The sequence below is a fragment of the Pelomonas candidula genome (assembly GCF_043555985.1).
Lineage (GTDB): Bacteria > Pseudomonadota > Gammaproteobacteria > Burkholderiales > Burkholderiaceae_C > Pelomonas > Pelomonas candidula.
On the sequence record NZ_JBIGIC010000018.1, the window covers coordinates 47,409 to 65,798 of the forward strand.

Annotated in this window: 27 protein-coding genes; 24 read left to right on the forward strand and 3 right to left on the reverse strand. The window is 65.6% G+C overall.

Annotation, left to right across the window (positions count from 1 at the left end; genetic code table 11):
- Positions 1–5 precede the first annotated feature (5 nt).
- From rplV to rplQ, 24 genes are all read left to right on the forward strand, one after another.
- Positions 6–335: a 50S ribosomal protein L22 gene (rplV, locus tag ACG04R_RS25710; protein ID WP_233374577.1), complete on the forward strand. Its 330-nt coding sequence runs from the start codon at positions 6–8 to the stop codon at positions 333–335.
- A 15-nt stretch (positions 336–350) separates the two neighbouring features.
- A complete protein-coding gene (rpsC, locus tag ACG04R_RS25715) occupies positions 351–1,211 on the forward strand; it encodes a 30S ribosomal protein S3 (RefSeq protein ID WP_394416844.1) in 861 nt (286 codons plus the stop codon).
- Between the two features lie 2 nt (positions 1,212–1,213).
- Positions 1,214–1,630, forward strand: a complete 417-nt coding sequence (rplP, locus tag ACG04R_RS25720; protein WP_394416847.1) for a 50S ribosomal protein L16 — start codon at positions 1,214–1,216, stop codon at positions 1,628–1,630.
- 11 nt (positions 1,631–1,641) lie between these two features.
- Positions 1,642–1,842 carry a 50S ribosomal protein L29 gene (gene rpmC, locus ACG04R_RS25725; protein ID WP_394386455.1) on the forward strand — a complete coding sequence of 67 codons (201 nt, stop codon included), beginning with the start codon at positions 1,642–1,644 and terminating at the stop codon, positions 1,840–1,842.
- The gene (rpsQ, locus tag ACG04R_RS25730) at positions 1,839–2,108 is read left to right on the forward strand and encodes a 30S ribosomal protein S17 (RefSeq protein WP_394416849.1); all 270 of its coding nucleotides are present in this window, start codon (positions 1,839–1,841) and stop codon (positions 2,106–2,108) included. The genes rpmC and rpsQ overlap by 4 nt, the downstream gene beginning before the upstream one ends.
- An 84-nt stretch (positions 2,109–2,192) precedes the next feature.
- Entirely contained in the window at positions 2,193–2,699 is a 507-nt protein-coding gene (locus tag ACG04R_RS25735; protein WP_394416851.1) for a peroxiredoxin, read from the forward strand.
- 257 nt (positions 2,700–2,956) lie between these two features.
- Positions 2,957–3,325: a 50S ribosomal protein L14 gene (gene rplN, locus ACG04R_RS25740; protein ID WP_056194233.1), complete on the forward strand. Its 369-nt coding sequence runs from the start codon at positions 2,957–2,959 to the stop codon at positions 3,323–3,325.
- A 23-nt stretch (positions 3,326–3,348) separates the two neighbouring features.
- The gene (gene rplX, locus ACG04R_RS25745; protein WP_394416853.1) at positions 3,349–3,663 is read left to right on the forward strand and encodes a 50S ribosomal protein L24; all 315 of its coding nucleotides are present in this window, start codon (positions 3,349–3,351) and stop codon (positions 3,661–3,663) included.
- 10 nt (positions 3,664–3,673) lie between these two features.
- Complete coding sequence (gene rplE, locus ACG04R_RS25750; protein ID WP_268169246.1) at positions 3,674–4,213, forward strand: 50S ribosomal protein L5; 540 nt, start codon at positions 3,674–3,676, stop codon at positions 4,211–4,213.
- Positions 4,214–4,221: 8 nt separating this feature from the next.
- Positions 4,222–4,527, forward strand: a complete 306-nt coding sequence (gene rpsN, locus ACG04R_RS25755) for a 30S ribosomal protein S14 (protein ID WP_394416855.1) — start codon at positions 4,222–4,224, stop codon at positions 4,525–4,527.
- Between the two features lie 26 nt (positions 4,528–4,553).
- The gene (rpsH, locus tag ACG04R_RS25760; protein ID WP_394416857.1) at positions 4,554–4,949 is read left to right on the forward strand and encodes a 30S ribosomal protein S8; all 396 of its coding nucleotides are present in this window, start codon (positions 4,554–4,556) and stop codon (positions 4,947–4,949) included.
- A gap of 17 nt (positions 4,950–4,966) precedes the next feature.
- On the forward strand, positions 4,967–5,500 hold the full coding sequence (gene rplF, locus ACG04R_RS25765; protein WP_394416859.1) for a 50S ribosomal protein L6: 534 nt from the start codon (positions 4,967–4,969) through the stop codon (positions 5,498–5,500).
- Between the two features lie 11 nt (positions 5,501–5,511).
- The gene (gene rplR, locus ACG04R_RS25770) at positions 5,512–5,868 is read left to right on the forward strand and encodes a 50S ribosomal protein L18 (protein ID WP_394416861.1); all 357 of its coding nucleotides are present in this window, start codon (positions 5,512–5,514) and stop codon (positions 5,866–5,868) included.
- A gap of 18 nt (positions 5,869–5,886) precedes the next feature.
- A complete protein-coding gene (gene rpsE, locus ACG04R_RS25775) occupies positions 5,887–6,408 on the forward strand; it encodes a 30S ribosomal protein S5 (RefSeq protein ID WP_394416863.1) in 522 nt (173 codons plus the stop codon).
- Positions 6,409–6,428: 20 nt separating this feature from the next.
- Positions 6,429–6,611 (forward strand): 50S ribosomal protein L30, encoded by a 183-nt coding sequence (rpmD, locus tag ACG04R_RS25780; protein ID WP_056877725.1) that lies wholly within the window; start codon positions 6,429–6,431, stop codon positions 6,609–6,611.
- Positions 6,612–6,637: 26 nt separating this feature from the next.
- A complete protein-coding gene (rplO, locus tag ACG04R_RS25785; protein ID WP_394416865.1) occupies positions 6,638–7,069 on the forward strand; it encodes a 50S ribosomal protein L15 in 432 nt (143 codons plus the stop codon).
- An 18-nt stretch (positions 7,070–7,087) separates the two neighbouring features.
- Entirely contained in the window at positions 7,088–8,398 is a 1,311-nt protein-coding gene (secY, locus tag ACG04R_RS25790; protein WP_394416867.1) for a preprotein translocase subunit SecY, read from the forward strand.
- Between the two features lie 54 nt (positions 8,399–8,452).
- Positions 8,453–8,671, forward strand: coding sequence for a translation initiation factor IF-1 (gene infA, locus ACG04R_RS25795; RefSeq protein WP_011830996.1), 219 nt, complete (start codon positions 8,453–8,455; stop codon positions 8,669–8,671).
- Positions 8,672–8,730: 59 nt separating this feature from the next.
- Positions 8,731–8,844, forward strand: a complete 114-nt coding sequence (gene rpmJ, locus ACG04R_RS25800; protein WP_056194202.1) for a 50S ribosomal protein L36 — start codon at positions 8,731–8,733, stop codon at positions 8,842–8,844.
- A gap of 30 nt (positions 8,845–8,874) precedes the next feature.
- On the forward strand, positions 8,875–9,240 hold the full coding sequence (rpsM, locus tag ACG04R_RS25805; RefSeq protein ID WP_268154334.1) for a 30S ribosomal protein S13: 366 nt from the start codon (positions 8,875–8,877) through the stop codon (positions 9,238–9,240).
- 26 nt (positions 9,241–9,266) lie between these two features.
- Entirely contained in the window at positions 9,267–9,671 is a 405-nt protein-coding gene (gene rpsK / locus ACG04R_RS25810; RefSeq protein WP_056194196.1) for a 30S ribosomal protein S11, read from the forward strand.
- A gap of 221 nt (positions 9,672–9,892) precedes the next feature.
- On the forward strand, positions 9,893–10,516 hold the full coding sequence (rpsD, locus tag ACG04R_RS25815) for a 30S ribosomal protein S4 (RefSeq protein ID WP_394416870.1): 624 nt from the start codon (positions 9,893–9,895) through the stop codon (positions 10,514–10,516).
- 139 nt (positions 10,517–10,655) lie between these two features.
- On the forward strand, positions 10,656–11,645 hold the full coding sequence (locus ACG04R_RS25820) for a DNA-directed RNA polymerase subunit alpha (protein ID WP_056194188.1): 990 nt from the start codon (positions 10,656–10,658) through the stop codon (positions 11,643–11,645).
- Between the two features lie 95 nt (positions 11,646–11,740).
- Positions 11,741–12,130, forward strand: a complete 390-nt coding sequence (rplQ, locus tag ACG04R_RS25825; protein WP_394416872.1) for a 50S ribosomal protein L17 — start codon at positions 11,741–11,743, stop codon at positions 12,128–12,130.
- A gap of 85 nt (positions 12,131–12,215) precedes the next feature.
- Here the strand turns inward: rplQ and ACG04R_RS25830 are convergent, their stop codons facing one another.
- From ACG04R_RS25830 to tssM, 3 genes are read right to left on the reverse strand one after another with little or no spacing between them, the layout of a single operon-like run.
- Positions 12,216–14,153 (reverse strand): protein kinase domain-containing protein, encoded by a 1,938-nt coding sequence (locus tag ACG04R_RS25830; RefSeq protein WP_394416874.1) that lies wholly within the window; start codon positions 14,151–14,153, stop codon positions 12,216–12,218.
- Positions 14,150–14,851, reverse strand: a complete 702-nt coding sequence (gene tagF, locus ACG04R_RS25835; RefSeq protein WP_394416876.1) for a type VI secretion system-associated protein TagF — start codon at positions 14,849–14,851, stop codon at positions 14,150–14,152. The genes ACG04R_RS25830 and tagF overlap by 4 nt, the downstream gene beginning before the upstream one ends.
- Positions 14,848–18,387: a type VI secretion system membrane subunit TssM gene (tssM, locus tag ACG04R_RS25840; RefSeq protein ID WP_394416878.1), complete on the reverse strand. Its 3,540-nt coding sequence runs from the start codon at positions 18,385–18,387 to the stop codon at positions 14,848–14,850. The genes tagF and tssM overlap by 4 nt, the downstream gene beginning before the upstream one ends.
- Positions 18,388–18,390: the final 3 nt, after the last annotated feature.

Sequence of the window (18,390 nt, forward strand, 5' to 3'; positions counted from 1 at the left end):
CGACGATGGAAACCAAAGCAATCGTTCGCGGCGTCCGCCTGTCCTGCGATAAGGGCCGCCTCGTGGCGGACCTGATCCGCGGCAAGAAGGTGGATCAAGCGCTGAACATCCTGGAATTCACCCAGAAGAAGGCGGCCGTGATCATCAAGAAGGCGCTGGAAAGCGCCATCGCCAACGCCGAGCACAATGACGGCGCTGACATCGATGAACTCAAGGTCACCTCGATCTACGTCGAGCAGGGTGCCACGCTGAAGCGCTTCTCGGCTCGCGCCAAGGGCCGCGGCAACCGCATCAGCAAGCCCACGTGCCACATCTTCGTGGCCGTCGGCAACTAAGGCGCAAGGAAGACTATGGGACAGAAAATCCATCCGGTTGGCTTCCGCCTTCCCGTCACCCGCAATTGGGCTTCGCGCTGGTACGCGAACAACCAGAACTTCGCCACGATGCTGGCCGAAGACCTGCAAGTTCGTGAGTACCTGAAGGCCAAGCTCAAGAATGCCGCCGTCTCGCGCATCCTGATCGAGCGCCCCGCCAAGAACGCCCGCATCACGATCTTCTCGGCTCGTCCGGGCGTCGTGATCGGCAAGAAGGGCGAGGACATCGAGAACCTGAAGGCTGAGCTGACCAAGCGTCTGGGCGTGCCCGTCGCCGTCAACATCGAAGAGGTGCGCAAGCCTGAAGTCGATGCCCAGCTGATCGCCGACTCGATCACGCAACAGCTCGAAAAGCGCATCATGTTCCGCCGCGCGATGAAGCGCGCGATGCAGAACGCCATGCGTCTGGGTGCCCAGGGCATCAAGATCATGAGCGCTGGTCGTCTGAACGGCATCGAAATCGCTCGCACCGAGTGGTATCGCGAAGGTCGTGTGCCCCTGCACACCCTGAAGGCCGACATCGACTACGGCTTCTCCGAAGCCAAGACCACCTATGGCGTCATCGGCGTCAAGGTGTGGGTCTATCGCGGTGACCGCCTGGCCAATGGCGAGGCTCCCGTCATCAACACCCCCGCAGGCGCCGAAGACGATCGTCGCCCGCGCCGTAACGCCCGCCCGGGCGCTCCTGGTGGCCGCGGCCGTCCGGGTGGCGATCGTGGCCCGCGTGACGGAGCAGATCAGCCCGCTGCCGCCGCCCCCACGGGTGACGCAGCCAAGCCCGCTGGCAAGCGCGTGGTCCGCAAGGTTCCCGCCGCCGGTGAGGCCAAAGGAGAATAAGCATGCTGCAACCTAATCGTCGCAAGTACCGCAAGGAGCAGAAAGGCCGCAACACCGGTGTTGCGACCCGCGGCGCCGCGGTGTCTTTCGGTGACTTCGGCCTGAAGGCCACGGAACGCGGCCGTCTGACGGCCCGTCAGATCGAAGCGGCTCGCCGCGCGATCTCGCGTCACATCAAGCGTGGCGGCCGGATCTTCATCCGCGTGTTCCCGGACAAGCCCATCTCGCAGAAGCCCGCCGAAGTCCGGATGGGTAACGGCAAGGGCAATCCCGAGTACTACGTCGCTGAAATCCAGCCCGGTAAGGTGATCTACGAAGTGAATGGCGTCCCCGAGCAGCTTGCTCGTGAGGCATTCACGCTGGCCGCTGCCAAGCTGCCGCTGCGTTGCACCTTCGTGGCCCGTCAGGTCGGTACCTGAGGAAGGACACCATGAAAGCATCTGAACTCCGCGCCAAGGACGTCGCTGCCCTCGAGAAGGAAGTGACCGATCTGCTGAAGGCCCACTTCGGCCTGCGCATGCAAAAGGCCACCCAGCAGCTGACCAACCACAGCCAGCTGGGTAAGACCCGCCGCGACATCGCGCGTGCCAAGACTGTCCTGGCACAAAAGAAGAAGGAGGCCGCGAAATGACTGAGGCCCAAGTGAAGAACGTGCGCACCCTGGTCGGCAAGGTCGTCAGCGACGCCCGCGCCAAGACCGTGACCGTGCTCGTCGAGCGCCGTGCCAAGCACGAGCTGTACGGCAAGATCGTGGCCCGCTCGCGCAAGTACCACGCTCACGACGAAAACAACGAGTACAAGATCGGTGACGTCGTCGAGATCAGCGAGACCCGTCCGGTCTCCAAGACCAAGGCCTGGGCTGTGACCCGCCTGGTTGAGAAGGCGCAACTCGTCTAAGACCGTCGGTCACCTGACCGCTGAAGCCGGCGCACTGGGAAACTGGTGCTCCGGCTTTTTCATTTCCAACCCGTGGAGCAACACATGATCAAAGTGGGCGACAAGCTGCCGGCCGGCAGCCTGCAGGAATTTATTGAAATCGAGGGCGATGGCTGCAGCCTGGGCCCCAACAGCTTCGACATCGAGAAAGCCACGGCAGGCAAGACCGTGGCGATCTTCGCGCTGCCCGGCGCCTTCACGCCGACCTGTTCCGCCCAGCATGTGCCAGGTTACGTGGCCCAGGCTGACGCCTTCAAGGCCGCCGGCGTCGACGAGATCTGGTGCGTGTCGGTCAACGATGCCTTCGTCATGGGCGCCTGGGGCCGCGAGCAGAAGACGGCCGGCAAGGTGCGCATGATGGCGGACGGCAGCGCGGCCTTCACCAAGGCCGTGGACCTCGTGTTCGACCTGACCGCCAAGGGCTTCGGTGTGCGTTCGCAGCGCTACTCCATGCTGGTCAAGGACGGCGTCGTCCAGTCGCTGAACGTCGAGGCGCCCGGCAAGTTCGAGGTCAGCGACGCCGCGACGCTGTTGGCGCAGGCCAAAGCCTGAGGTCCGGCGGGGCGGCGATGCCGCCCTGAAAAAACTTCGGCGCAGGGCATTGACGGCTCTTTGGCTTTCAATGCATAATGCGCAGCTTCGCCGAACGTCAGGTCCGTGAGCATCCTCGCTCCCAATTGCCTGGCTTCGGATCCGCCCTCAACCGTCGGGCAGTGCTGATGAGAGTCAGCCTGATCGACATACGGGCCCAAGACTGACCGACGCGTCGCGCTGAAAAGCAGGCAACTCGGGGCAAGTTGGGGACAGACATGATCCAAATGCAATCGCGGCTTGATGTCGCGGACAACACTGGCGCCAAGTCCGTTCAGTGCATCAAGGTGCTGGGCGGCTCCAAGCGCCGCTATGCGCACATTGGCGACATCATCAAGGTCAGCATCAAAGAAGCTGCGCCGCGTGGTCGCGTGAAGAAGGGTGAGGTCTACAGCGCCGTGGTGGTCCGTACCGCCAAGGGTGTGCGCCGTCAGGACGGCTCGCTCGTCAAGTTCGACGGCAATGCCGCCGTGCTGCTCAATGCCAAGCTGGAGCCGATCGGCACCCGCATCTTCGGCCCGGTCACGCGTGAACTGCGCACCGAGCGCTTCATGAAGATCGTGTCGCTGGCCCCCGAGGTGCTCTGAGCACCGACTGTCTGAGGTAAGCCATGAACAAGATTCGTACCGGCGACCAGGTCATCGTGTTGACCGGCCGCGACAAAGGCAAGCGCGGCACCGTGTCCGCTCGCACTGATGCTGACCACGTGGTGGTCGACGGCGTCAACGTCGTCAAGAAGCACGTCAAGCCCAACCCCATGAAGGGCACCACCGGCGGCGTCGTCGACAAGACTATGCCCATCCATCAATCCAACGTGGCGATCTTCAACGCCGCCTCCGGCAAGGCCGATCGCGTGGGCGTCAAGCTCGTCGACGGCAAGCGGGTGCGCGTCTACAAGTCGACCGGCGAAGAGATCAAGGCTTAAGGGGTTCGACATGGCTCGTCTGCAAACGCATTACCGCGAAAAAATCGTGCCCAGCCTGACTGAGAAGTTTGGCTACAAGTCGGTCATGGAAGTGCCGCGCATCACCAAGATCACGCTGAACATGGGCGTGAGCGAGGCGGTCGCCGACAAGAAGGTCATGGACCACGCCGTGGGCGACCTGACCAAGATCGCTGGCCAGAAGCCCGTGGTCACCAAGTCCAAGAAGGCCATCGCCGGCTTCAAGATTCGCGACAACGTGCCCATCGGTGCGATGGTGACCCTGCGCGGCGTCCAGATGTATGAATTCCTGGACCGCTTCGTGACGATCGCGCTGCCGCGCGTTCGCGACTTCCGTGGTATCTCCGGCCGTTCGTTCGACGGCCGTGGCAACTACAACATCGGCGTCAAAGAGCAAATCATCTTCCCCGAGATCGAGTACGACAAGGTGGATGCTCTGCGTGGTCTGAACATCAGCATCACGACGACTGCCAAGACGGACGACGAAGCCAAGGCTCTGCTGGCTGCGTTCAAGTTTCCGTTCAAGAACTGAGGTGACCCGTGGCAAAACTCTCGATCAAACAACGTGAGCTGAAGCGCGAAGCGCTGGTCGCCAAGTTCTCCAAGAAGTACGCGGAACTGAAGGCCATCATCGACGACAGCAAGAAGTCCGAGGAAGAGCGCTACGCCGCTCGCCTCGAGCTGCAAAAGCTGCCTCGCAATGCCTACCCCACTCGCCTGCGCAACCGCTGCGAGCTGACCGGTCGTCCGCGTGGCACCTTCCGCAAGTTCGGCCTGGCCCGTAACAAGATCCGTGAACTGGCCTTCAAGGGCGACATCCCCGGTGTCGTCAAGGCCAGCTGGTAATCATCGGCTGATAGGAGATATCGCAAATGAGCATGAGTGATCCCATCGCCGATATGCTGACCCGCATCCGCAATGCGCAAATCGTCGAGAAGACGAGCGTTGCCATGCCGTCGTCCAAGCTGAAGGTGGCGATTGCCAAGGTCCTGAAGGACGAAGGCTATATCGACGATTTCGCCGTGCGCGGCGAAGCTACCCGTCCGGAACTGGAAATCTCGCTGAAGTACTACGCTGGCCGTCCGGTCATCGAACGTATCGAGCGCGTCAGCCGCCCCGGTCTGCGCATCTACAAGGGCCGCCACGACATTCCTCAGGTCATGAATGGCCTGGGCGTGGCGATCGTCACGACCCCGCAAGGCGTCATGACGGACCGCAAGGCTCGCGCTGCCGGCATCGGCGGCGAAGTCCTCTGCTACGTCGCCTAAGCGAAGGAGTAGGAACAATGTCCCGCGTTGGAAAAATGCCGGTCATCCTCCCGCAAGGCGTGGATGTGACCGTCGGCGCTGAGTCGATCAGCGTCAAGGGCTCGCTCGGTACGCTGGTGCGTCCCGCGAACGGCCTGGTGAATGTCAAGAACGAAGCTGGCAAGCTGAGCTTCGTGCCCGCCAACGATTCGGCCGAAGCCGATGCGATGAGCGGCACGATGCGCGCCCTGGTGGCCAACATGGTCAACGGCGTCAGCAAGGGCTTCGAGAAGAAGCTGAACCTGGTCGGCGTGGGCTTCCGTGCTCAGGCCCAGGGTCAGAAGCTCAACCTGCAGATCGGTTTCTCTCACCCTGTGGTGAAGGACATGCCGGCCGGCATCAAGGTCGAGTGCCCCACCCAGACCGAAATCCTCATCAAGGGCGCTGACCGCCAGGTCGTCGGCCAGATCGCCGCCGAGGTGCGTGCCTTCCGCCCGCCCGAGCCGTACAAGGGCAAGGGCATCCGTTACTCGGATGAGAAGGTCTCCCTCAAAGAGACCAAGAAGAAGTAAGGAGCAGCGCCATGATGACCAAGAAAGAACAACGCCTGCGTCGTTCGCGCCAGACCCGCGCTCGCATTGCGATCCAGCGCGTCGCCCGTCTGACGGTGTTCCGCTCCAACCTGCACATCTACGCCCAAGTCGTCTCGGAAGATGGCGACAAGGTGCTGGCTGCGGCCTCGACGGCCGAGAAGTCGGTTCGCGAACAGGTGAGCAATGGCGGCAACGTCGCCGCTGCCACGCTGGTCGGCAAGCTGATCGCCGAGAAGGCCAAGGCTGCCGGCGTCGACAAGGTTGCCTTCGACCGCTCGGGTTTCGCCTACCACGGTCGTGTCAAGGCACTGGCCGAAGCAGCCCGCGAAGCCGGCCTGCAGTTCTGACGCATCAAGGAATAGGAAATGGCAAAGTTTCAACCCCGCGGCGCGCAGGCTGAAGGCAACGACGACGGCCTGAAGGAAAAGATGATCGCGGTCAACCGCGTCACCAAGGTGGTCAAGGGCGGCCGTACGCTGTCCTTCGCTGCTCTGACCGTGGTCGGTGATGGCGATGGCCGCATCGGCATGGGCAAGGGCAAGGCCAAGGAAGTGCCGGTCGCAGTGCAGAAGGCCATGGAATCGGCCCGCCGCAACATGATCAAGGTCAACCTGAAGAACGGCACCATTCACCACAACGTGGTGGGCGAGCACGGTGCTGCTCACGTCATCATGGCTCCGGCTCCTGCCGGTACCGGCGTCATCGCCGGCGGCCCGATGCGTGCTGTCTTCGAAGTGATGGGCGTGACCGACATCGTGACCAAGAGCCACGGTTCGACCAACCCTTACAACATGGTCCGCGCCACGCTGGACGCCCTGAAGCGTTCGACGACGGCGTCGGAAGTCGCTGCCAAGCGCGGCAAGACGGTTGAAGAACTCTTCAACTGATCGCCAGAGCGGAGCACAAGATGTCTGACAAGAAAACCGTGACGGTCAAGCTGGTGCGTAGCCCCATCGGCTGCCGCGCCTCGCACCGTGCCACCGTGGTCGGCCTGGGTCTGCGCAAGCTGAACAGCCAGTCCACGCTGGAAGACACGCCCGCCGTGCGCGGCATGATCAACAAGATCGCCTATCTGGTGCAGGTGCTGTAAGCGCCACGCACATCGAGGACAAGACGATGGAACTCAACACGATCAAGCCCGCAGAGGGCGCCAAGCATGCCAAGCGCCGTGTCGGCCGCGGCATCGGCTCCGGCCTGGGCAAGACCGCCGGTCGCGGTCACAAGGGTCAGAAGTCCCGCGCTGGTGGCTACCACAAGGTCGGCTTCGAAGGCGGCCAGATGCCGCTGCAGCGTCGCCTGCCCAAGCGTGGCTTCAAGTCGCTGACGCTGAAGTACAACGCCGAGATCACGCTGACCGACCTGCAAGGTCTGGCTGGTGAAGAGATCGACGTGTCGACGCTGAAGGCTGTCGGCCTGGTGCCCCAACTGGCCAAGTCGGTCAAGGTCATCCTGGCTGGCGCCATCGAGCGCAAGGTCACGCTGAAGGGCGTGAACGCCACGAAGGGCGCCAAGGCGGCCATCGAGGCAGCGGGCGGCTCGGTCGCTTAATCAGGGAACTGATCCAGCGTGGCTACCAACGCGAATCAGCTGGCCAAGAGCGGCAAGTTCGGCGACCTGCGTCGCCGTCTTGTGTTCCTGCTGCTGGCTCTGGTCGTCTACCGCATCGGGGCGCATATCCCGGTGCCCGGTATCGACCCGAACCAGTTGGCCCAATTCTTCAAGGGTCAGGCCGGTGGCATCCTGAGCCTGTTCAACATGTTCTCGGGCGGCGCGCTGTCGCGCTTCACCGTGTTCGCGTTGGGCATCACGCCGTACATCTCGGCTTCCATCGTGCTGCAGTTGATGACCTACGTGGTCCCGACGCTGGAACAGCTGAAGAAGGAAGGCGAGGCAGGCCGTCGCAAGATCACTCAGTACACGCGTTATGCGACGCTGGGTCTGGCTCTGTTTCAGAGTCTGTCGATCGCGCTGGCGCTGGAAGGCTCTGCCGGTCTGGTACTGAACCCTGGCTTTGGTTTCCGCCTCACCGCGGTTTCCAGCCTGGTGGCAGGCACGATGTTCCTGATGTGGCTGGGCGAACAGATCACCGAGCGTGGTCTGGGCAATGGCATCTCGATCCTGATCTTCGGCGGTATCGCCGCAGGTTTGCCGGGTGCGATCGGTGGCCTGTTCGAGCTGGTGCGTACCGGTGCGATGGGCTACGGCTCGGCGCTGGTGGTGATCACGCTGATCGTGCTGGTGACCTACGCCGTCGTGTTCGTCGAACGTGGTCAGCGCAAGATCCTGGTGAACTACGCCAAGCGCCAGGTCGGCAATAAGGTCTATGGTGGCCAGTCGTCGCACCTGCCCTTGAAGCTGAACATGTCGGGCGTGATCCCGCCGATCTTCGCGTCGTCGATCATCCTGCTGCCGACCACGGTGGTGAGTTGGTTTGCGACCGGTGACGGCCTGCGCTGGCTGAAGGACATCGCGGGCATGATCAGCCCGGGACAGCCGATCTACGTCCTGCTGTATTCGGCGGCGATCGTGTTCTTCTGCTTCTTCTACACGGCGCTGGTGTTCAACAGCCGTGAGACGGCGGACAACCTGAAGAAGAGTGGCGCGTTCATCCCGGGCATTCGCCCTGGTGAGCAGACCGCGAAGCACATCGACAAGATCCTTTCGCGACTGACGCTGGCTGGTGCGATCTACATCACGCTGGTCTGTCTGTTGCCCGAGTTCCTGACGCTGAAGTACAACGTGCCGTTCTATTTTGGTGGCACGTCCCTGTTGATCATCGTCGTCGTGACGATGGACTTTTGGGCTCAGGTTCAGAGCTACATCATGAGTCAGCAGTACGAATCACTGCTGAAGAAGGCCAGCTTCAAGCCCAACTGAGGGTCGGGAGCTGTACATGGGAAGAATTTGATTTAACCCACACGAAGCGCAGACATGTCGAAAGACGACGTCATTCAGATGCAGGGTGAGATTCTGGAGAACCTCCCCAACGCAACGTTTCGTGTGAAGTTGGAGAACGGGCATGTCGTTCTCGGTCATATCTCCGGCAAGATGCGGATGCATTACATCCGCATCCTGCCTGGCGACAAAGTGACCGTGGAATTGACGCCCTACGATTTGAGTCGTGCTCGCATCGTGTTCCGGGCGAAGTGAGCTTTTTGAATCCCCGGGAACGCGACTAGAGCGCAAAAGAGTAGGCCAAGGAGCAGACCATGAAAGTTTCGGCATCCGTGAAGCAGATGTGCCGCAATTGCAAGATCATCCGCCGCAAGGGCGTGGTGCGTGTGATCTGCACCGACCCGCGCCACAAGCAGCGCCAGGGCTGATTGGCCGCACGACAGGACTAGAGGACCACCATGGCACGTATTGCTGGTATCAACATTCCGCCGCAAAAGCACACTGAGATCGGTCTGACCTCGATCTACGGCATTGGCCGTACGACCGCCCAGAAGATCTGCACGACTTGCGGCATCCCGTTCGACAAGAAGGTCAAGGACCTGACCGACGGCGATCTCGAAAAGATCCGTGACGAGGTCAACAAGCTGACCATCGAAGGTGACCTGCGCCGTGAGCAGTCCATCAACATCAAGCGTCTGATGGACCTCGGCTGCTACCGTGGCTTCCGTCATCGCCGTGGCCTGCCGATGCGCGGCCAGCGCACCCGCACGAACGCCCGCACCCGCAAGGGTCCGCGCAAGTCGGCCGCGACCGGCAAGAAGTAAGCTGCCCGAACTGAAAGAAGGTCAATATGGCAAAGGCTCCCAACAATTCGGCGGCTCAGCGGGTTCGCAAGAAGGTCCGCAAGAACGTTGCTGACGGCATCGCGCATGTCCACGCTTCGTTCAACAACACCATCATCACCATCACCGACCGTCAAGGCGGCGCCCTGTCCTGGGCTTCGTCGGGCGGCCAGGGCTTCAAGGGCTCGCGCAAGTCGACCCCCTTCGCAGCCCAGGTGGCGGCTGAAGTGGCAGGCCGTGCCGCTCAAGAGCAGGGCATCAAGAACCTGGACGTCAAGATCAAGGGCCCTGGCCCGGGTCGTGAGTCGTCGGTGCGTGCCCTGGCTGCGCTCGGCATCCGCATCAACTCGATCTCTGACGTGACGCCGGTGCCGCACAACGGCTGCCGTCCGCAAAAGCGTCGCCGTATCTGAGCTCCTTCACCCTCTGGTGACAGGGATATTGCAGATTCGGATGACGGTGCGATAATCGCGCGCTTTCCCGGAGCCGGCGGGCACTTCAGTGCCGCGCCGGCTTCAGTTTTGAGCCGATCCCATTTGGCGACGGCTCACAAGCCCACCGTCCAAGCCCACAACAACACCGGCTGGACTCGCGTCAGGCAACCCTGGCGTTAGATTGAACAAGGACACTCAAAGTGGCACGCTACCTCGGCCCCAAGGGCAAACTTTCCCGCCGCGAAGGCACCGACCTCTACCTGAAGAGCGCCCGTCGCGCCATCAGCGACAAGGTCAAGTTCGACAGCAAGCCCGGCCAGCACGGTCGCACCTCGGGTCAGCGCACTTCTGACTTCGGCCTGCAACTGCGTGAAAAGCAGAAGGTCAAGCGCATGTATGGCGTGCTGGAGCGTCAGTTCCGCCGCTACTTTGCCGAAGCCGAGCGCCGCAAGGGCTCGACCGGCGTGAACCTGCTGCAACTGCTGGAATCGCGTCTGGACAACGTCGTCTACCGCATGGGCTTCGGCTCGACCCGCGCCGAGGCTCGTCAGCTGGTTTCGCACAAGGGCATCGTCGTGAACGGCGAGGTCGTCAACATCGCTTCCTACATGGTCAAGGCCGGTGACACCGTCGCCGTGCGCGAAAAGGCCAAGAAGCAGCTGCGCGTGACCGAGTCCTTCAAGCTGGCCGATTCCATCGGCCTGCCGGCCTGGGTTGCCGTTGACGGCACCAAGCTCGAAGGCGTGTTCAAGAAGGCTCCGGACCGCGATGAGTTCGGTGCCGAGATCAACGAATCGCTGATCGTCGAGTTGTACTCGCGTTAATGTTTCCCCCCGCCGATCACGCCCATCCGGGCGCGGTCGGCGTTTCCTCGTCCGGGCCTCAAAGCCCTTCGAAGGCTCTGCCCGGCTGGTCCTCAGCCTTATCGGTGTAACGAACCGAGGGTATTGAAAGAAAGACCTCATGCAAACCAACTTGCTCAAACCCAAGTCCATCAACGTGGAGCCCCTGGGCGGTCATCGCGCCAAGGTCACGCTGGAGCCGTTCGAACGCGGCTACGGTCACACCCTGGGCAACGCCCTGCGCCGTGTGCTGCTCTCGTCGATGGTGGGGTATGCGCCGACGGAAGTGACGATTGCTGGCGTGCTCCACGAGTACTCGGCCATCGACGGCGTGCAAGAGGACGTGGTTCACATCATGCTGAACCTCAAGGGCGTCGTCTTCCGCCTGCACAACCGTGAAGAAGTGACCCTGGTCCTGCGCAAGGAAGGCGAAGGCCCCGTCACCGCGGCCGACATCCAGACCCCGCACGACGTTGAGATCATCAACCCCGAGCACGTCATTGCCCACCTGTCGCAAGGCGGCAAGCTGGATATGCAGATCAAGGTTGAAAAGGGCCGTGGCTACGTGCCCGGCACGATGCGCCGCTTCGGCGACGAGCCGACCAAGAGCATCGGCCGCATCGTCCTCGACGCCTCGTTCTCGCCCGTCAAGCGCGTCAGCTACGCCGTCGAAAACGCCCGCGTCGAGCAGCGTACCGACCTGGACAAGCTGGTCATGGAAATCGAAACCAACGGCGCCATCTCGCCCGAGGAAGCGATCCGTGCTTCGGCCAAGATCCTGGTTGAGCAACTGGCCGTCTTCGCCCAGTTGCAAGGCACCGACCTGGTCGACGCCTTCGACCAGCCGGCCCAGCGCTCCAGCAGCTTCGACCCGATCCTGCTGCGCCCGGTCGACGAGCTCGAACTGACCGTGCGTTCGGCCAACTGCCTGAAGGCCGAAAACATCTACTACATCGGCGACCTGATCCAGCGCACCGAGACCGAGCTGCTGAAGACCCCGAACCTGGGTCGCAAGTCGCTCAACGAAATCAAGGAAGTCCTCGCTTCGCGCGGTCTGACCTTGGGCGCGCGTCTCGAGAACTGGCCTCCCCAAGGTCTCGACAAGCGTTGATTTTTAAGTGGGTGGCGCGCTGACCAACGCCACCCGGTGCACCCGCCAGTACCTGATCCGGCTGGCGGCATTAATGAAGTGAAAGGAAAAGCACCATGCGTCACCGTAACGGCCTCCGCAAACTCAACCGTACCAGCGCCCACCGCGCTGCCATGCTGCGCAACATGTGCGTTTCGCTGCTCGAGCACGAAGCCATCAAGACCACGGTCCCCAAGGCCAAGGAACTGCGTCGCGTCGTTGAGCCCCTGATCACGCTCGCCAAGGAACCCACGCTGGCCAACCGCCGCCTGGCTTTCGACCGCCTGCGTGACCGCGACATCGTCACCAAGCTGTTCAACGTGCTGGGCCCGCGCTTTGCGGCTCGTCCGGGCGGCTACACCCGCATCCTGAAGATGGGCTTCCGTGTCGGCGACAACGCGCCCATGGCCTTCGTCGAACTGGTGGACCGCGCCGAAGGCGAGACCGCCGGCGAAGCCGTCGAATAAGTTCAGCTTTCGCTGATCTGCAAAGCCCGCCTCGTGCGGGCTTTTTTGCGTCTGCGCCCGCGGCTGGGATGGCCGGAGCCTGAGGTCACTGCACGATGTCGAAGACCAGCTTCGCCGCGCCGTAGTCCTGGCTGCAGTCGCCGCCGCCAGCGCAGACGGCGCGGCCCAGGTAGGCGGGCTGGCGGCCGGCCTGCTCGCCCAGCATGGTGGCAGCTGTGGTGCCGACGGCGAGTTCGGTCAGGCCGCTGTCCACGCCGATCTTGAGCCCTGTCAGGTCGCGCGGCGTGGCGGACACGACGACGAACAGCTGCTCGGCGCCGGCAGGCGGGCTGACGTCCAGCGGCATAGCCGGGCCCGGCAACGTGAGGGTCTGGCCGGCCTTGATACGGTGCTGGGTCAGCACGGTGTTGGGCATCAGCTGGATCAAGGTGCCGTCAGGGCCCAGTGCGAGCACGTGGTAGTAGCCGTCGCGCTCGGAGCGCAGCGTGAACGCAAGCCGGTCGTGGCCGATGCGCAGCTGCGTCTTCTTGGCCGCGAGCTCCACCTTGAATCCGGCGCTCTGGCCGGCCAGGATGCGCTCGAAGTCTGTGTTCGGGTCGATGCTGGTGACGGCGGCGGGCGCGGGAGCTTGCACGGGCGCCGCCGCGACAGGCGTTTCGGCGACGCTGGCGGACGGTGCCGGCGGTGATGCGGTGATGGGGGGCGCTGTTTCTGGGGCGTTGCGCCTGGGCGGAGTCGACGTGAGCGACAGATACGCCACCACGCCCACGGCGACGAGCCCCAGCGCGCCGAGCCCGGCGTACAGCGGCGTACGCGACGACACCTTGGCAGGCTCGGCCAGCGGTGCCGGTGATGGCGTGGCGGCAGCACGGGGCGTCGACACCGTACCGGTCGGTGCTGGCGCGGCATTGCCAAAGCCCGCCAGAGGATCTGCCACCGGAGCGCCGGCGACCGGCGGGCGCACGGGCCGGATGATGGTCTTGTCGTCGTCCTGCCCGAAGTCGTCCGGCAGCGTTGCGTGGGCGGCGGGGGCGGGGCGGTCCAGCTCGGCGATCAGCTCCGCGATGCTCTGCGGGCGATCTTCGGGCTTCACCGACAGCGCGCGATCGATGGCGTGCAGGAAGCTGTCGCTGTACTGGCCAGCCACCAACTGGCGCAGCGGCTGGTAGGTGTCGCCCATCATGCGGCCCACCGACGGCGGCGGCGTGCGGCGCGTGATGGCGAAGTAGACGACGGCCGCCAGCGCGTAGATGTCGGTCCATGGGCCCTGCTTCATGTGCGGCACTTCGGCGTACTGCTCCAGCGGCGCGTAGCCGGGCTTGAGGATGACCGTGAGGGCCTGCGTCATGTCGCTGATGACGCGGCGCGCGGCGCCGAAGTCCAGCAGCAGCGGCCGCGTGTGCAGGCCGCCGAGCAGGATGATGTTGTCGGGCGCGATGTCGCGGTGGAAGCACTGCTCGCCGTGGATGACCTTGAGCGCCTCCGACAGCGGGCTCAAGAGGCCGCGCAGCCAGGCCTCGTCCGGCGGGCCGGGCAGGGCCTTCAGCGTGTCCTTCAGCGTCTGGCCCTCGTAGAACGGCATGACCATGTAGGCCGTGCCGTTGGCCTCCCAGAAGCGGTAGACCTTGACCAGCGCCGGGTGGTCGAACTGGGCCAGCAGGCGGGCCTCGTTGATGAAGCTCTTCAGGCCGGCTTCGAAGGTGTCGCGATAGCGCTCGGCCTTGACGCTGACGCTGGTGCCGGCGCCGCGCGAGGCCAGCTGCGACGGCATGTATTCCTTCAGCGCGACCTTGCGTTGCAGCGAGTGGTCCAGCGCCAGGTAGACGATGCCGAAGCCGCCTTCGCCCAGCGTGCGCGTCAGCTCGAACTCGGCCAGCCGCGTGCCGACGGGCAGCGAGTTGCCGTCGCTCATCGCGGCGGCGCTGCTGGGCTGAGGCGTCGGTGCCGCGACCTGCTGCGTCTTGTTGAAGGGCGCTGGGCTGGGCTGGATCTGCGTCGGCAGATCATCGTCGTTGGCGGTCATGAGGCAGCGGTCGCGGCGCCGAACAGCAGCCGCATGTCGTCAGGGGAGGGCAGGCCGCGGGTGACCAGCAGGCGGGGCTCGCCCGACTGGCCATCGGCCCACCAGAAGGCGTGGCCGGCCGCCGCGTGGCGCCAGGCCTGCGACTGGCCGTCGGCGACCAGCGCGATGATCGCTTCGGCGCCGGCGGCCGAGTGGATGGTGAACGGCGCGCCGCCGGGCAGCAGCTCGGCCAGCGTGGCCGGCACGTCCCAGCCGGGGCGGGGGCACTGGGCCAGCTCGGCTTCGAGGCGGTCGACGGGCCAGTCGTCCTGCAGCGCGTCGGCAGCCAGGTCGTCGAGGTCGTGCAGCCAGCTCAGCAGCGTGCGCAGCTCGCCGTCGCCGTGCGGCGGTTCGACGAGCGGCGCGATCAGCGTCAGCGGGAAGTAGCGACCGATGCGGTCCACCGATGGCATCAGCACGCCGGCCCAGGCGCGGTCGCCGAATGGCGCGGGCAGCAGGCCCGGCATCAGCACGAAGCGCCAGGCCGGGCAGGCCAGGTAGTGCTGCAGCCAGTCGGCCGGCGAGCGCTGCTGCAGGCCGGCGAGGCCGGCGGCGAGCCAGCCGTCCCAGAACGCGACGAAGTCGGGCTCGAGCCGGCGCGAGGCGAAGTCGCCCAGGCTGGGCAGCTTGCCATGCCAGCCGGCGATGACGTCGCTCACATCGCCCCCGGGCAGCGGAACTGCGAGATCTCGCGCAGCCGGAACGGGTTGAACACGCTGGCAGCCGTCACGTCCAGGCGGGCCTTGCGGCCTTCCAGGTTCAGCAGCACGCTGAACTTCTCGGGCTGGGCGCCAGGCTGCACCTCGAAGCGCTCGAACAGCCGGAACAGCGCCCACGGGCCTTCGAACATCAGCGGCGTGGCCAGTGCCGGCGTCGTGTTGACCTTGATCTGCGAGGCCACGCGTGTGCTGGGCCAGGTGATGGTCTGCGCCGTGCCGCCGGGCGTGAAGACCAGGTGCTGGCCGTCGATGTCCAGGCTCAGCTCCTTCAGCCCGTCGGCGAGCTCGCCGGCGCGGATATCGACGCGGAAGCCCGGTGCCTTGCCGCCGCCTCGGAAGAACACCTCGCGGATGCGCGCGGCGCGCTGGAACTCGGCCAGCGCGGCAGGCGCTGGCGGGCGTGTGCCGTCGGGCAGCGGCTTGTACGTCCAGGTGGCCGTGCCGGTGTCGACCAGCGGCTGCAGGCGGCGCTGGAAGAAGTCGTCCAGCATGCCGCCGTTGCCGAACAGCTGGCCGAAGTCCTCGGGCAGCACGTCGGCACGCGAGTTGGCCGCGAACGGGTAGCGGTTGGCGATGGCGCGCTGGCAGAACTCGGTGACCGGCCGCAGATCGGCCGTCAGCAGGTCACGCTCGGCACTGCGGCCCTGACGGTCTCCCGCGTCGGCCAGCGTCTCCAGCACGCCGCGGATCATGTCCGGCTGCTGGCCGGCCGCGGCCTTCAGCTTGGCGCCGCCGCCACCGCCGGCGGGCGGCGGGGCCTTGCTCTTTTGCGCGGCGTCGATGGCCACGAGTTGCAGGTTCAGCTCCTCGAAGAGCTTGCGCGTGTCGTCGATGGGCGCCGGGTTGCCGGTGACGAGGCGCCGGTAGTTGGCGAAGTGGTCGTCGACCATCTGCTCCACCGCGACACCGCCACCGGCCGCCGGGGCGGCACCGCCGTCGGACAGCGCGGCCGCGTCGGCCTTGGCCTGCTTGACCTTGTCGCTCAGCGCCGCTGCGGCGCCGGCGAGACCACTGGGCGCTGCGGCCGGCGGCGGCACCAGCGTCGTTTCCTCGGCGATGCGGCGCGTCAGCTTGGTCAGCGGCGAGTCGGGCGAGGCCAGCAGGCGCGAGGCCTCGATGCTGCCGGCCAGGCCGCCCAGCTGCACCAGCTTCACGTCGGCCAGGTACTTGTCCCAGACCTTGATGTACTCCTCCAGGAACAGCCGGCGCACGCGGTTGTTGAGCTGGTCGCCCAGCAGCGCGTCCTTCTGGCGCTGCGGGTCGGCCGGTACGCCCAGCACCCAGCTCTCCTCGGCCGCGAGCTTGCTGGCCACCAGCGCCAGCGACGACTGGAAGCTGCGGCGGTAGCCGTCGCGCGTGTACAGGCCCGGGATGCCGCGCGTCAGCGGCTCGCCGCTGGCCCGCGTGAAGACCTTGGCCGCGTCCGGCCCGGCGGCCGAGGCCACCGAGAACTCCGGCGCGTCGCTGCCGCGGCTCTGGCGCTTCAGGCGGCTGAACACGCGGTACTCCAGCGGGTAGGCCACCAGCATCTCGCGCACGCTGCTCACCAGGGTCTGGTCCATCGGTGCGATGGCGGGCGGCGCACCCAGCGCGAGCAGCGCGTCGAGGTGGGCGTCCAGTTGCTGGCGCTGCTCGGCGGTCAGGCTGCGGGCGTACTGCTGGTCCCAGTCGCTGCCGATCCATGCGCGCAGGCTGTCCGCGTCGAAGTGGTTCGGCGAGTACAGCATCAGGTAGGACTTGAGCGCCTCGTACGCGTTCTCGAGGTTGTCCTTGCTGGCGGCGCGCAGCCGTTCCTGCAGCCGCGCGGCGATGCGTGGCGCGAGCGCATGCGGCAGCGCGCGCTCGTAGCCCAGGCGGGCGCCGGCGTCGAGCTTGTTGCCCTGGTAGAGCCCGAGCGTGGACAGCACGGGCGGCTGCTCGACGGGGAAGTCCGCCGGCACGGCCGCGTTGCGGGCCGCGGTCAGCGCATTCAGCGCCACCGACACGTCGCCCTGCGGCGCCGGCGGCACGGCGGCCAGTTCTTGCTGCACCTTGGGCAGACCGGCAGCGACCTCTTCGGCGTAGCTGCCGTTGCGCGTGTAGCTGACGGCCCAGCCCACCAGCAGCGCCACCGACAGCGTCGCCAGCCCGGCCACGCCGGACCAGTACAGCACGCGGCGGCGGCGCTCGGCACCGGCGTTCCAGACGCCCAGGCCGCGCTCGGCGAAGACCAGCTCGTGCAGCAGCTGCGACAGGAAGAAGCTGCGGCCCTGGCCGGCCAGGCTGGCCGACGCGCGGCGTGTCAGGCCGAAGCTGCGGCCCAACGCGCCCATGACGCGGTCGATGGGCGTGCCTTCCTGCGTGCCGCTGGTGAAGTAGACGCCGCGCACGGGCGGCGTGGCCTGCAGGCTGCCGCCGGATGCGAACACGGTGGCGAGAAACTCCCGCAGCGGCCCGCGCAGCGCGGCGAACTCCTGGTGGAAGCCGAAGGCCGCAGCGCGGCGCTGCGGGTCGCGCGTGGCCAGCATGCGCTCTGGCATGCGTTCGCCCAGGCGCTGCTCCAGGCCGGCGTAGCCGCTGTCGAAGGCGGCGGTCACGTCGGCCGCCGCGCCGTCCTGCCAGGGCAGCGTGAAGCCCCAGACCTGGTCGCGCTCCTCCTTGGGCAGGTCGGCGAAGTTCTCGTTGAAGCCGGCGATCAGGTCGACCTTGGTCACCAGCACGTAGACCGGCGCGCGCACGCCCAGCTTGGTCTGCAGCTCGTGCAGGCGCTCGCGCAGCTTGGCGGCGTGCTGCGCGCGCTCGGGCGCGCCCTGCTGCAGCAGGTCCTGAACGTTGACCGTCAGCATCACGCCGTTGATGGGCTGGCGCGGGCGGGTCTTCTTCAGCAGGCCGAGGAAGCTGTCCCAGGCCTGCGCGTCGACCTTCTCGTCGGACTCCTGCAGCGTGTAGCGGCCGGCGGTGTCGATGAGCACGGCCTCGCGGGTGAACCACCAGTCGCAGTTGCGCGTGCCGCCGACGCCGCGCAGCTCGGCGCCCGACTTGCCGTCGCCGAGCAGGAACTGAAGGCCGGCGTTCATCAGTGCCGTCGTCTTGCCCGAGCCCGGCGCGCCGATGAACATGTACCAGGGCAGCTCGTACAGGTAGGCGCCCGGCTGCAGCAGCGAGCGGCCGGACGCGCCCTTGAGCCGTGTCATCGCCTCGGCGAAGCGCTCGGCCAGCACCTGGGCCTCGCGGTCACCGGCGGTCGCGCCACCGCTCATGCCCTGGATCAGCGCAGCATTCGTGCGCTTGCGCCGCCAGGCCTTCCAGATGAGGCGCCCGATCCAGCCCGCCCACAGCAGTGCCAGGATCAGCACGCGCACCCAGGTCGGGTCGAGCGGTCGGCGGTCGCCGATGCCGATCAGCGGCCCCACCCACCAGATGACGGCCGACAGCACCAGCACGGCCAACGTGCCCAGCACGACGGGGCTGAGCAGCTTGGAAAGGAATCGGTTCATGGC